Genomic DNA, 13,795 nt, shown 5'->3' with positions numbered 1-13,795 from the left:
TCGATTAATCGACTAAATCTCGTCTTTCGCCAGATCCGAATCGGGAAACAGCAAATTCGACAGATCGTCCTGAATGACGGTTTGAAAGGAAATGTTGGCGGCGTTTTCGGCGACGGCCTTGACGTTGGCCCGCGCGATCGGCAGGAAGGTCTGGAATACGCGCTTCTGCTGGAACTCGACCCAGATCAGGCTGCCGTAACGCCCGGACGGGCGTTCGTGAATGGCGACCATGTAGCGCTCGCTCAGCGGGATTTCCGACCACGTCTGCGAGAAGTAGGTATAGAAATCGCGGCCGGCGAGCGTCACGGCATCGGTCGTCACCGTGCCGCCGAGCTGATCTTCCGGAAGGGCGTTGCGCGCGGCCGCTTTGGCGCCGGCCGGCGCGGCGCCAGCCGCCGGCTTCGCGACGGCCGGGCCCGCGCCGGGCGCGGGCCTGGGCGCTTCAAGGACGCGTTCGGCGTTCAGCAGCGTCGAAGGCGGCGCAATCGGATGCCCGCCGTTCGCCGCGGCGGAAGGCGGCGCGTCGACGGTGTCCTGGGCCTGCGCGCGTGCCGTCGCGAACAGCGACAGGCACGTCATGGCCCCCCAGGCAAATCGCCAGCCAGCGCTCGATACCATTTCCCCGACCCCGGATTCATTTTTACGAAATAGGGCGCCGCCCGATTTTTCGGGTTATTCGTTCCTGGTCGAACGCGGCACATGGTGGGGGGAGTCAGCAAGAGGCGTGCCTGTCGCCGTTTCAAACGGTTTTTATTTTTAAGTGGTTATTCGTCTTATTTTTCAACTACATATTTTTTTCACGTAAAACGTTTGCGGGTGCGATATTCATTAACAAGCTTTCTTTTGTATACCGCGAATTACGATTTAATCAGACGATAATCAGTTCAAATTGTAATTTTGAAATTCCCGGCGATGCGGATGCGCGGCAAACGTAACGTGTTGCTACGGACACGCCCGTAACGACACGACGTAACGTCCGTTACGCACGTAGAATCGTCCGACGAAAGCACGGGTTCCGGGCCTCCACCCCGGAAACATCTCTCCACGCTATTCAAGTGAACGGACTTCGGGAGCACGCATGTCATCTCGCACCTATCTCGTCACCGGCGCTTCGCGCGGCATCGGCCTCGCGATCAGCACCTTGCTCGCACGGCGCGGCCATCGCGTCATCGGCCTCGCGCGACATGCGCAGGGCGTCGACTTTCCCGGCGAATTGCACGCGTGCGATCTCGCCGACATCGAACAGACAGCGGCAACCCTTGTCCGCATCGGCGAGCAGCATGCTGTCGACGGCATCGTGAACAACGCGGGCATCGTATTGCCGCAACCGCTCGGGGCGATCGATTTCCAGTCGCTGCAGAGCGTGTTCGATCTCAACGTGCGGGCCGCGATCCAGGTCACGCAGCACTTTGCGGAGGCGATGAAGGCGCGTGGCCACGGGCGCATCGTCAACATCTGCAGCCGCGCGATTTTCGGCAGTCTCGATCGCACCGCGTATTCCGCCGCGAAGAGTGCGCTCGTCGGTTGCACGCGCACGTGGGCGCTCGAACTGGCGGACCATGGCGTGACCGTCAACGCGGTCGCGCCGGGGCCGATCGAGACGGAACTGTTCCGGCAGACGCGGCCCGTCGGCAGCGAGGCCGAGCGCAAGGTGCTCGCGACGATTCCCGCACGCCGGCTCGGCACACCCGACGATGTGGCGGCTGCGATCGCGTTCTTCCTGTCGGACGAGGCCGGCTTCGTCACGGGGCAGGTGCTGGCCGTGGACGGCGGCGGCAGCCTCGGCGGGCGCAGCTGACGCACGACGCGCAGTCGCGAGAGGCGCGGCGGCGGCCGGTTTCGGCGCGCATCGCGAGCGCGCGCATACGGGTGCGCTGATGGCGGGCATCCGGCTTGCGCGCATATTCCGCCGCCCCGTTAGCATGTGACGAATCGGACTTTGGGTGCCGCGCGCGCGACGCTAAGATCGCCGATCCCGTAGATCGAGCGTTCCAGAACAATGAAAAAGTCCGCTGCGCCGTTGCATGCTTTTCGTTTCCGTGTCGTCTGCGCCGCGATTGCCGGTGCGCTGTCGCTTGCATCGTGCGGCGGCGTCGACAGCGATGCGCCGTCGTCACAGGCCAGCACCACGCCGCCGCTGGCGGCGAAACGCCCGAACATCCTGTACATCATGGCCGACGATCTCGGCTATTCCGACATCCATGCATTCGGCGGCGAGATCAACACGCCGAACCTCGACGCGCTCGTCGCGTCGGGCCGCATCCTGTCGAACCATCACACGGGCACCGTCTGCGCGATCACACGCGCGATGCTGGTGTCCGGCACCGATCACCATCTCGTCGGCGAAGGCACGATGGGGGTACCGACCGACGAACGGCGCGGGCTGCCCGGCTACGAGGGCTACCTGAACGATCGTGCGCTGTCGTTCGCACAACTATTGAAGGACGCCGGTTACCACACGTACATCGCAGGCAAGTGGCATATCGGCTCGGGAATCGTCGGCAGCACGACGGGCAGCGGGCAGACACCCGACCAGTGGGGTTTCGAGCGCAGCTACGTGCTGCTCGGCGGCGCGGCGACGAACCACTTCGCGCACGAGCCGGCCGGCTCGTCGAACTACACGGAAGACGGCCGTTACGTGCAGCCTGGCCAGCCCGGGCAGCCGGGCGGTGCGGGCGGCAGCCCGGCCGTGTTCTATTCGACCGATTTCTATACGCAGAAGCTGATTTCGTACATCGATTCGAACCAGCGCGACGGCAAGCCGTTCTTCGCGTATGCGGCCTACACGTCGCCGCACTGGCCGCTGCAGGTGCCCGACCCATGGCTGCACAAGTACGCGGGCGTGTACGACGCCGGCTACGACGCGATCCGCAACGCGCGGATCGCGCGTCAGAAGGCGCTCGGCCTGATCCCCGCCGATTTCAAGCCGTTCGACGGCCTGCCTGAAACGACGGCCGCGTCGCCCGCGACCGCGAACAACGGCACGGCCGGCGCGAAATACATCAGCGCGGTGCATTCGGCCGCCGACGGCTACAGCGACTACGGCCCCGGCAAGGTCGACAAGCTGTGGTCGAGCCTGTCGCCGGCCGAGCGCCGTGCGCAGGCGCGCTACATGGAGATCTACGCGGGGATGGTCGAGAACCTCGACTACAACATCGGACGCCTGATCCAGCACCTGAAGGACATCGGCGAATACGACAACACGTTCATCATGTTCCAGTCGGACAACGGCGCGGAAGGCTGGCCGATCGACGGCGGCGCGGACCCGACGGCGACCGACACCGCGAACGGACAGGCTCCGGTCTACTCGACCCTCGGCACCGACAACGGCAAGCAGAACGCGCAGCGCCTGCAGTACGGGCTGCGCTGGGCCGAGGTGAGCGCGTCGCCGTTCCGGCTCACGAAGGGGTATTCGGCCGAAGGCGGCGTATCGACGCCGACGATCGTGCGCCTGCCGGGCCAGTCGCAGCAGTTGCCGACGCTGCGCGCGTTCACGCACGTGACCGACAACACGGCGACGTTCCTCGCGGTCGCGGGCGTCACGCCGCCGTCGCAGCCGGCGCCGCCGCTCGTCAACACGCTGACGGGCGTCGACCAGAACAAGGGCAAGGTGATCTACAACAACCGCTACGTGTATCCGGTCACCGGCCAGTCGCTGCTGCCGGTGCTCACGGGGTCGGCGACGGGCGAGGTGCATACGACGCCGTTCGGCGACGAAGCGTACGGGCGCGCCTACCTGCGCAGCGCCGACGGCCGCTGGAAGGCACTGTGGACCGAGCCGCCGCTCGGGCCGCCCGACGGTCACTGGCAGCTTTACGACCTCGCGTCGGATCGCGGCGAGACGACCGACGTATCGGCGCAGAACCCGTCGGTGATCAGCACGCTCGTCGATCAGTGGAAGACTTACATGAGCAACGTCGGCGGTGTCGAACCGCTGCGTCCGCGCGGGTATTACTGAGGCTGTTGCTTCGCTGCAGGCTTCCCGAGGGGATTTTCTTCGGGGCGTCCCGCAAGGGGGCTTCCTCCGGGGCACCCCCAAGGGACTTCCTTCGGGGCGTCCTCCAAGGGGACTTCCTCCGGGGTATCCCCCCAAGGGGACTTCCTTCGGGGCGTCCCCCAAGGGGACTTCCTTCGGGGCGTAAAACCTGGGGTGGCCAGGCGTTTTCTTGAAAGGATCACACGATGCGGTTCCGGTTCTGGACGATCGGCGCGGCGCTTGCCGCCACGCTGTTCGCCGCCGCGTTCGCGGCCGGCTATGCGAATCCCGTCGCCCCGGCGGGCGGCGCATTCGACGACGCGAATCGTGGCCGCGTGCTCGCGCCGCTCGGCTCGGAGCAACAGTGCGAGCGCTATTCGGGGCTGCCGGCAAAGTGGCGCGACGACCCGAAGGCCGGGATGGTGCACCTGCGCGGCGGCGCGTTCGTGTTCGGCAGCACGCGCGGCTATGCGGACGAGCGTCCGGTCGGCGACGGCCGCACGCACGTCGGTGGGTTCTGGATCGACCAGACCGACGTGACGATCGCGCAGTTCGCCGCGTTCGTGCAGGCGACCGGCTATGTCACCGAGGCCGAGCAGCAGGGTGGGGCGGCGGTGTTCCATGTGCCGACGCGCGACGAGATGAACGCGCGCGATCTGGCGTGGTGGTCCTGGGTGAAGGGGGCGTCGTGGCGTCATCCTCGCGGGCCGGGCAGCGGCGTCGACGGGATCGGCAACCTGCCCGCCACGCTCGTCACGCAGCGCGATGCGCTCGCGTATGCACGGTGGCTCGGCCGTGACCTGCCGACCGAAGCCGAATGGGAATACGCGGGCAAGGCCGGCCGCGACGACGCGTCGCTCGACGCGGCGCCGCGCGACGCGCAGGGCAAGCCGGCCGCGAACTACTGGCAGGGCGTGTTCCCGGTGCTCGACACGGCCGAGGATGGCCATGCGGGGCTCGCGCCCGTCGGCTGCTACGCGGCGAACGGGTTCCGGCTCTACGACATGATCGGCAATGCATGGGAGTGGACGAAGGACGCGTACACGGGCCCGCACCAGTCGCATACGAACGGCGACACGGCGGCCGTCGCGCCGCCGACGCGTCGGCACGATACGCCGATGGTCATCAAGGGCGGCTCGTTCCTGTGCTCGCGCGACTACTGCGTGCGCTATCGCGCGTCGTCACGCGAACAGCAGGAAGCCGATCTCGGCGCGTCGCATATCGGGTTTCGCACGATTCTGAGGGATGCATCATGAAGCGCGTCGTGAACTACCTGGGCGCGTGGCTGATGGTTGCTTGCGGGCTCGTTCATCCGGCTTCGACGATTGCCGCCGAATCGACTGCAGCGACCGCACCGACTGCTACGACCGTACGCGTCGGCGTGACGCGCGGCGTGCATGCGCAGATCCTTGACGAAGTGAAGCGGGTCGCCGCGTCGCGAGGGTTAGGCATCGACGTCGTCGAATTCGACGATGCGTCGCGCATCGATGCCGCGCTTGCCGACGGCCGGATCGACGCAGCCAGCTTCGAGGATGCGCAACAGCTTGCCACGACGCGTGCGCAGAAGCGCTACGCACTGGCCGATATCGCGCCGACCGTCACGCTGCCGATGGCGTTCTATTCACGCAAGCTGAAGAACCTGAACGAACTGCAGCCCGGTGCGACGATCGCGATTCCCGCCGATCCGCGCGGGATGGCGCGCGCGCTCGTGCTGCTGCAGAACGACACGCTGGTAACGCTGCGCGAGCAGGCCGGCCTGCACGCGACGCTGCGCGACGTGACCGGCAACCGGCTCGGGCTGAAGCTCGTCGCGCTGCGCCGCGAGCGCCTTTACGCGGCGCTCGACAAGGTTGCGTTCGTCGCGATCGACAGCGACGATGCCGCGCGTGCCGGGCTGCAACCCGCGCGCGACAGCATCAGCATCGAGGATGCGCGCTCGCCGTACGCCAACGTGCTGACGGTGCGCGACGCCGATCGCGCGAAACCGTGGGTGACGCAACTCGTCGCCGCGTATCACTCGGACGACGTCGCGCGCTTCATCCTCACGCGCTACCAGGATTCGGTGCGGCGGCCGTGGTAGACACCTACCTGCTCGCGTGCAACGCATGCGGACGCTGCTGCAACAGCCCGCCGACGCTGTCGTTGCGCGAACTGTTCCGGCATCGGCATCGCTTCGTCGGCGCGCTGACGATCCGTCGCGTGCCCAAGCGGCGGATCGGCGAGCGCTGGCGCGCGGGCGGCCGAGAGCACGGGCTCGATGCGGACGACGTCGCGGCTGCCGATGCGCTGGCGGAGCGGTTGTTTCATCGCCCCGGCGGCGTGGGGAGCGAATGGATCGCGCTGACGCTGCAGGGCTACGACTACCCGTCGCTCGGCCGTTGCGCGGCACTGGCCGACGACGGCCGCTGCAGCGTGCATGCCGACAAGCCGTCGATCTGCGGCGCGGTGCCGCTCGATCCGATGCTGCCCGACCGGTTGCAGTCCCGTGTGCTGGCTGCGCGGCGCGACGATGCCGCATGGCTTGGCGCGAACTGCATTGTCGAAACGGCGAGCACGTCATCTTCCGTTGCATCTTCATTCCCGATTCCGCTGGTGACGGCCGGACAGGTCGCGGACCGCTCGGCGCTCGATGCGTATCGCGATGCGCTCGTGTTCGAGCGCGCGGTGTGGCGCGATGCGGTGTTCGCATCTTTGAACGGCGGCGGGCAGGACGTGCGTCATGCGTTGTCGCGGCTTGCGCCCGGCGGCTACCTGACCGTGTCGATCGTGCCTGTCCTGCTGGCTGTCGCATCGGTATCCGCGCAATGCCGCGCGCTGTGCCTCGACTTCATCGACGCTCAGCGCGCATTGATCGACGCCAACATCGAAGCGGCACTCGCGCGCCGGCATGCCGGCGACCGGCCCGCGACGCGCGAATTGCGCGGTTTCGGGGAGGCGCTCGAACGCGCACGGCACGCGCTGGCCGCGATGCCGGCACCCGCGGCCGGCATGCGTGAAGACGCCCCGCGCATCGACGCGTGGCTCGCTGGCCGGTCCGGCGTCGATCCGCTCGCCGCGTGACGATCGCGGCACGCCGCACGTGTCTTACAATCGGCGCTCTTTCAATCGCTTTCGATGGAGCGGGCATGTACGCGTCGACCTTCATTTTCCGTGCCGGGCAATACGACGACGAATTCCACCGGCTCGACCGGCAGATCGCCGACATGGCGCGCGCGACGCCCGGCTATCTCGGCGAGGAGACGTGGGAGAACGCCGAATCGGGGCTGATCCAGAACGTCTACTACTGGGAGTCGGAGGCGGCGCTGCAGCAATTGATGCAGCACCCGGCGCATCTCGAGGCAAAAACGAAGCAGGCACGCTGGCTGGACGGCTATCGCGTCGTGATTTCGAAGGTGCTGCGCGAGTACGGCGACGGCAAGCTGATGCAGCCGCATGCAGGGCAATCCGCATGAATGGCTGTCTGATTCATTTCTTTCGCATTACGGATAAATAACAACGCGCCGCACCCGGCGCCCCGTGTTTGCACGCGGGTTGCCACGGCGTCGCGTGCAATCAATTCTTCATCAAGCATGGCTAAGGTGGCGGGGCTTCACGTCGTCAGTCTGTCCACCAACAACGTCCTCACTCGATGTCGTACGGAGCCTTGTCCATGCCGAATTTCGCCTTGTCCGCGAAGCGCCGCCGCGCGCTGCGCGATCGTACCGTTCCTGCCGTCGCACTGACGCTGATTGCCGCGAGCATCGGCGTGCAGGCCGCCCCGCATGACAACGACGGCGACAGCCGTTTTGAGCCGGGTTTCGTGCCGGGCTTCCTGGTCCTCAGCCGCAGCGTGTACGACAACGTGTCGGGCAACGTCCAGCCCGGCGCGATCCTGCCGCCGAACTGCGCGAAGACCACCGGCGGCTGCGGCACGGCTGCCGGCGCGCCGAACGACGGTACCTATCCGTACGTGTGGAACAACGACCGCTACGACGGCAGCTTCGGCCTCACGTCGCGCATCTTCCTCGACCAGATCACGCCGGCCGGCGGTGTCGTCGGCACGCTCGAAGTGCCGAACAGCCTGCAGAAAGGCTTCGCGCACGACCAGATGGTGACGAGCTTCAGCTCGAAGTCGGAACTCGGCCTGCACCTGTCGCTCGACGGCAGCTATCTGACGTTCATGGGTTACGTCGCGCCGGTCAACGCGATCGACGTGTCGAACTCGAACACGCCGCTTGCCGTCGATACGACGAACCCGGACGGGCAGAACTTCTATCGCGTGATCGCGCGCGTCGATCGCCACGGGCACTTCCGCTTTACCGAGACGAATGCATACAGCGGCAACAACGGCCGCGCGGCGATCCTGAACAATCGCGACGGCCATGAGGTCTACTACACGTCGGGCAACGCCGGCAACGGCTCGAACCCGCAGCCGGACAACGTGATCCTCGGCGCGGGCGCGCAGCTCATCGACGGCGCGAAGCACCACGAAGCGCAGCAGGATCCGGGCGTGCCGACGCCGCTCGCGAGCTTCTCGGTCACGGAACTCGGCGCGAAGGCCGACAAGATCGGCAAGGACGACAACTTCCGCGGCATCGCGGTGCACGACAACGTCGTGTACTACACGAAGGGCAGCGGCGGCAACGGCGTGAATACCGTGTACTTCGTCGATACGACCGGCACCGCGTGCCCGTCGGGCGTCGGCGTGCCGTCGCCGAAGGCCGTGCTGCCGACGGCGCCGCTCGCGTACAACGCGGCCACGCTGCAGACGGCCGGCCTGCCGAACAACATGTGCGTGCTGGCCGGCTTCCCGACTACGCCGAACAAGACCGCTTCGACGCTCTCCTACCCGTTCGGGATGTGGTTCGCCGACGCGAACACGCTGTACGTCGCGGATGAAGGCGACGGCTACACGGGTGGCGCGGACCTGTACACGCATGCGGCCGCGCAGACGACGGCGGGCCTGCAGAAGTGGGTCTACGACGCGGGCACGAAGCAGTGGAAGCTCGCGTACACGTTGCAGAGCGGGTTGAATCTCGGTCAGCCGTATTCGGTCGCAGGCTACCCGGCGGGCAACAATTCGGCGACGGGCCTGCCGTGGGCACCGGCGACGGCCGGCCTGCGCAACCTGACGGGCCGCGTCGAACGCGACGGCACGGTGACGATCTGGGCGGTGACGTCGACGGTCAGCGGCAACGGCGATGTCGGTGCCGATCCGAACCGGCTGGTTGCGGTGCGTGACGTGCTGAAGAACACGAGCGCGACGACGGCGGCACACGAGCAGTTCGCCGTGCTGCGGACTGCGAAGTTTGCGGAAGTGTTGCGGGGTATCGAGTTCGCACCGGGTACGGATACGGGGCGGTCGCACTGAGGCAGGTGAAGCCCGGCTGATGCCGGGTGACGGAGGCGCGGCCGCGTGTTCTCGCGGCCGCGCCCTTCAATTTTGTTGGGGCACGGGTTCAGTCGGTGCGCTGCGCTTCGCCGTCTTTCGGCTGCGCCTGCGCCGCGCGTTGCCAGATCGGGAACATCGCGTTGTCGACCGACGTCTGCGCGGCAATGACCTTGCCGTGATCGATGCCTGGCAGGCCGAGCAGCCGGTCGACCGCCGCTTTCGCGCCTTCGACGTCCTGCGGGAACCCGCACGCGAACCGCCGGTTCGTATCGAACAGTATCCACCACACATCCGATTCATACGGCCCCTGGTCGTTGGTTTCGATCACGATCGCGCCGAGGTCGGGCAGCGCGATTCCGTGCGTTACACCCTTCGGGTCGGTCGACTCGATACGCGTATCGGTCACGGTCACGGCCCAGCAGCCCGGCTGGATAGGCGCGTGGATCGATGATGAAAGCGTGTCGGGCCGGGCCGTGTCGCCGGCGGCGGTCGGTGCGGCTGCATTCACCCGACCGGTTGCGTCGGCCGGGCCATCCGGCGCGCTTCCTGCCATCGGCGCGACGGCGTCCGGCTTCCGGCGCCCGCCGATCCACGGCAACGCGGCGCCACCGGCCATCGCCACGATCCACAGGTAGTACCCGAGGCCGAACGCGTGGATCGGCTTGAAGTCCGGGCCGGTCGGTATCGTGTGCCATCCGAGCGCGAAGATCACGACTACGGCCAGCAGCGCGGACACGATCCGGTTCGGCTTGATCAGCGCAACGACGAGCAGCGGGTTGCCGAGCCATGCGAATTGCAGGTCGAGGATCGCGAGCGGGCCGATCGCGAGCACCGCGTAACCGCGCCACCAGTTCACCGTGCCGGCAGCATTCGGCGGTTCGGCCGCGACGGGCAACAGCAGCGACACGACATACAGCGCGACGATGACGGCGCGCGCGAGGTTCAGGCGAGCGGAAGCGGTGCGAGTCTGCATGTTGCCTTCTTTCTTGTCGTGCAGCGGCGAGCGAAGCGGTCGGTGCCGGACGGCCGTGCCGGCATTCACGACGCGTGGCCGCCACGCGTCGCTGGCGATTGTGGGCGATTCGCGCGGCGATGTCGAATGCGCGTGAATTGCCCGCAATCGCCACCCGCCGGCCCGCACCGCTTCAAAGTGCTTCGACCAGCAACCGCTTGCTCTTCTCGCAATACTCATGACACGCGACCCGCGCCGCAATCGACGCACCGTGCACGAACCGCGGCGCATCCGCGCGTCGTGACATCGACACGACGATCGACGGCGGCGACGGCTGCAGCGGCAGTTCCACGACTTCACCGCTTTCGATCAGCGCATCGACGAACAGCACCGGAATCGCCGCGACACCGAAACCGTCGCGCACGAGCTGCACGATCACCGAGATGGAAGGCGAGCCGGTGATGCGCGTCTCCGACAGCGGCACGCCATGCGCGTGCGCGAGCGCGCGGACGATGTCTTCCAGCGCGCGATGGGGCGCCGTCCCGCGCCCGTAGGTGAGAATCGGCTGGCGCAGCACTTGCCGCGCGAGGCCCGTGCGCGTGTTCGGCAGCAGCCCGGCGCGCGCGATCCAGCGCACCGGATAGTTCGCGAGCGCATCGCACACGACCGACGCCTCGTCGCTGCCTTCCACGCGGATGATCAGGTCGAGCTCGCCGGCCATCAGCCGGCGCTGCAGCACGACGCTCACGTCGACGGTCAGGTCGATTTCGAGCTGCGGATAGTCGGCCGCCAGCCGCCGCATATAGTGCGGCAACCAGCTGTGCACGACGGTCTCGATCACGCCGAGCCGCAGCTTGCCGCGCAGCGCGCTCTCGCCGGAGGCGGCGGCCTGCAGCTCCTGCGTCGCCTCGACCACGGCTTTCGCATAGCCGAGCAGGTATTCGCCGTTCGGCGTGAGCCGGAATTCGCGGCTGTCGCGATCGACGAGTACCGTCTGCAATTCGTCCTCGAGCGCCTTCACGCGCTGCGAGATCGCGGCCGGCGTCGCGTGCAGCGCGGCGGCCGTCGTGCGGAAGTTGCGCAGCTTCGCGAGCGTGACGAAGGTTTCGAGAAAACGCGTGTTCATGGCGGTCGGACGGAGGGTGGATGCGCACTTTGCCGGTGAGGAAAAGTGAACGGAGCAGGGGAAAACCCCGAGATGTGTTAAGAAATTCTATACAAGAGACGCAAAAAAACTCGTTGGCGACAAAATTTTTTCTTTTCTATTCTTCGCCGTATCCGATGACACGGCACCGTCATCCCGACGACATACCGATTAGCGACCCCACACCATGACGCCTTCCGAATTCCGCCAGTCCGTGCGCCACGGCGCGTTCCGCGGCCCGACCGCCGGCCATTGCGGCCCGTACGCGCAAGCGAACCTCGCGATCCTGCCCGACGCGTATGCGCACGATTTCCTGCGCTTCTGCCAGGCGAACCCGAAAGCGTGCCCGCTGCTGGGCGTCGGCGAACCGGGCGCGTTCCGGATCGACGCGCTCGGCGAGGATCTCGACATCCGCACCGACGTGCCGAGCTACAACGTCTACCGCGACGGCCGCCTGACCGAGCGCGTCGAGTCGCTGGAAGCGCTGTGGCGCGACGATTTCGTCGTGTTCGCGATCGGCTGCTCGTTCTCGTTCGAGGACATGCTGGCCCGCGAAGGGATCGGATTGCGTCACGTCGAGGAAGGGCGCAACGTGCCGATGTACCGCACATCGATTCCGAACCGCCGTGCGGGGATCTTCGGCGGCCAGCTGGTCGTGTCGATGCGGCCGATGCGTGGCGCCGACGCGATCCGCGCGGTGCAGGTCACGAGCCGGTTTCCGGGCGTGCACGGCGCGCCGATCCATCTCGGCGATCCGCGCGAACTCGGCATCGCTGACCTGAACGCACCCGAATTCGGCGACGCGGTGACGATCCGCGACGGCGAACTGCCGGTGTTCTGGGCGTGCGGCGTGACGCCGCAAACCGCGCTGATGGACGCGAAGCTGCCGATCGCGATCGCGCACACGCCCGGCCACATGCTGATGACCGACATCACGAACGCGTCGCTGGCCGTATTCTGAATCCCGGGCCGGCAGACGGCCACGCACGACACACCGCACGCACGATCGCCATTTGACGGCGCATAACGACAGGAGCACCACCATGGAAAGCAAGACCCTCGCGGCGAGCGCCGCCCAGCCCGCGAGCCCCGAGCGCAACGGCCTGTTCTCGTGGTACGGCGACGCGCAGCCGCGCGAGCGCCGCGCGTTCTGGAGCTGCAAGGTCGGCTACATGCTCGACGGGATGGACACGCAGATGCTGTCGTTCGTGATCCCGACGCTCGTCGCGACCTGGGGCATCTCGTTCGCGGATGCGGGCTTCATCGGCACAATCACGCTGCTCGCGTCGGCGCTCGGCGGCTGGATCGCCGGCATCCTGTCCGACCGGATCGGCCGCGTGCGCACGCTGCAGCTCACGGTGCTGTGGTTCGCCGTGTTCACCGCGCTGTGCGGGCTCGCGCAGAACTACCACCAGCTGCTCGCCGCGCGTGCGCTGATGGGCTTCGGCTTCGGCGGCGAATGGACGGCCGGCGCGGTGCTGATCGGCGAAGTGATCCGCGCGCGCGACCGCGGCAAGGCGGTCGGCCTCGTGCAGTCGGGCTGGGCGATCGGCTGGGGGCTGTGCGCGCTGCTGTATGCGCTGCTGTTCTCGGTGCTGCCCGCCGAAGACGCATGGCGCGCGCTGTTCCTCGTCGGGCTCGCACCGGCCCTGCTGGTCGTCGCGATCCGCCGCTACGTGAAGGAGCCGGACGTCTACGAGAAGGAGAAGGCCGCGCAGGCGAAAGTGGCCGATGCACCGCGCCTCACCGAGATCTTCGCGCCGAAGCTGATCACGACGACGCTGCGCGCGGCGTTGCTGACGACCGGCGCGCAGGGCGGCTACTACGCGATCACGACGTGGCTGCCGACCTTCCTGAAGACCGAGCGCCACCTCACGGTGATGGGCACCGGCGGTTATCTCGCGATGATCATCTTCGGCTCGTGGGTCGGCTACCTGACGAGCGCATACCTGACCGACCGGCTCGGCCGCAAGCCGAACTTCATCCTGTTCGCGCTCGGCTCGATGGTGATCGCGTTCGCGTACACGTCGCTGAACCTCACCAACGCGTCGATGCTGTGGCTCGGCTTCCCGCTCGGCTTCTTCGCATCGGGCATCTTCTCGGGGATGGGCGCATTCCTCACCGAACTGTTCCCGACCCGCGTGCGCGGCTCCGGCCAGGGCTTCTGCTACAACGTGGGCCGCGCGATCGGTGCGCTGTTCCCGTTCCTGATCGGCGCGCTGTCCAAGCAATACGGGCTCGGCACGAGCATCGGCATTTTCGCGGTCGCCGCATACGGCGTGGTGATCGTCGCCGCGCTGACGCTGCCCGAGACCCGCGGCCGCGAACTCGACGCCGCCTGAACCGGCGGGG

The 13,795-nt window shown here is 67.0% G+C and carries 12 protein-coding genes; 9 read left to right on the top strand and 3 right to left on the bottom strand.

Going from position 1 to position 13,795, the window contains the following annotated elements; translation table 11 throughout:
* Window positions 1-12: 12 nt before the first annotated feature.
* Complete coding sequence (locus ACPTTF_RS30040; RefSeq protein WP_423369352.1) at window positions 13-579, bottom strand: CsgE family curli-type amyloid fiber assembly protein; 567 nt, start codon at window positions 577-579, stop codon at window positions 13-15.
* Between the two features lie 499 nt (window positions 580-1,078).
* Between ACPTTF_RS30040 and ACPTTF_RS30035 the strand changes: the two genes are divergently transcribed.
* From ACPTTF_RS30035 to ACPTTF_RS30005, 7 genes are all read left to right on the top strand, one after another.
* The gene (locus ACPTTF_RS30035; protein WP_423369351.1) at window positions 1,079-1,798 is read left to right on the top strand and encodes an SDR family oxidoreductase; all 720 of its coding nucleotides are present in this window, start codon (window positions 1,079-1,081) and stop codon (window positions 1,796-1,798) included.
* A 201-nt stretch (window positions 1,799-1,999) separates the two neighbouring features.
* Entirely contained in the window at window positions 2,000-3,958 is a 1,959-nt protein-coding gene (locus tag ACPTTF_RS30030) for an arylsulfatase (protein ID WP_423369350.1), read from the top strand.
* 224 nt (window positions 3,959-4,182) lie between these two features.
* On the top strand, window positions 4,183-5,232 hold the full coding sequence (locus ACPTTF_RS30025; protein ID WP_423369349.1) for a formylglycine-generating enzyme family protein: 1,050 nt from the start codon (window positions 4,183-4,185) through the stop codon (window positions 5,230-5,232).
* Entirely contained in the window at window positions 5,229-6,056 is an 828-nt protein-coding gene (locus ACPTTF_RS30020) for a MetQ/NlpA family lipoprotein (protein WP_423369348.1), read from the top strand. Before ACPTTF_RS30025 ends, ACPTTF_RS30020 begins: the two co-directional genes overlap by 4 nt.
* Window positions 6,050-7,036, top strand: a complete 987-nt coding sequence (locus tag ACPTTF_RS30015; RefSeq protein ID WP_423369347.1) for a flagellin N-methylase — start codon at window positions 6,050-6,052, stop codon at window positions 7,034-7,036. The genes ACPTTF_RS30020 and ACPTTF_RS30015 overlap by 7 nt, the downstream gene beginning before the upstream one ends.
* A 65-nt stretch (window positions 7,037-7,101) precedes the next feature.
* Window positions 7,102-7,428: an antibiotic biosynthesis monooxygenase family protein gene (locus ACPTTF_RS30010; RefSeq protein ID WP_046549265.1), complete on the top strand. Its 327-nt coding sequence runs from the start codon at window positions 7,102-7,104 to the stop codon at window positions 7,426-7,428.
* 197 nt (window positions 7,429-7,625) lie between these two features.
* Window positions 7,626-9,326 (top strand): hypothetical protein, encoded by a 1,701-nt coding sequence (locus tag ACPTTF_RS30005; protein WP_423369346.1) that lies wholly within the window; start codon window positions 7,626-7,628, stop codon window positions 9,324-9,326.
* Window positions 9,327-9,414: 88 nt separating this feature from the next.
* On the opposite strand, the gene ACPTTF_RS30000 is transcribed toward ACPTTF_RS30005, so the two are convergent.
* Window positions 9,415-10,320, bottom strand: a complete 906-nt coding sequence (locus ACPTTF_RS30000; protein ID WP_423369345.1) for a hypothetical protein — start codon at window positions 10,318-10,320, stop codon at window positions 9,415-9,417.
* Between the two features lie 172 nt (window positions 10,321-10,492).
* Window positions 10,493-11,425 carry a LysR family transcriptional regulator gene (locus tag ACPTTF_RS29995; protein WP_423369344.1) on the bottom strand — a complete coding sequence of 311 codons (933 nt, stop codon included), beginning with the start codon at window positions 11,423-11,425 and terminating at the stop codon, window positions 10,493-10,495.
* A 205-nt stretch (window positions 11,426-11,630) separates the two neighbouring features.
* On the opposite strand from ACPTTF_RS29995, the gene ACPTTF_RS29990 reads away from it, so the two are divergent.
* Both ACPTTF_RS29990 and ACPTTF_RS29985 read left to right on the top strand, forming a co-directional pair.
* Window positions 11,631-12,404, top strand: coding sequence for a putative hydro-lyase (locus ACPTTF_RS29990; RefSeq protein ID WP_423369343.1), 774 nt, complete (start codon window positions 11,631-11,633; stop codon window positions 12,402-12,404).
* 82 nt (window positions 12,405-12,486) lie between these two features.
* The gene (locus tag ACPTTF_RS29985; protein ID WP_423369342.1) at window positions 12,487-13,785 is read left to right on the top strand and encodes an MFS transporter; all 1,299 of its coding nucleotides are present in this window, start codon (window positions 12,487-12,489) and stop codon (window positions 13,783-13,785) included.
* The last annotated feature ends 10 nt before the right edge of the window (window positions 13,786-13,795 follow it).

The organism is Burkholderia crassaminum, assembly GCF_964265005.1.
Classification (GTDB): domain Bacteria; phylum Pseudomonadota; class Gammaproteobacteria; order Burkholderiales; family Burkholderiaceae; genus Burkholderia.
The sequence above is the reverse complement of the archived record's forward strand: the minus strand, read 5'-3'. Positions and strand labels throughout refer to the sequence as shown.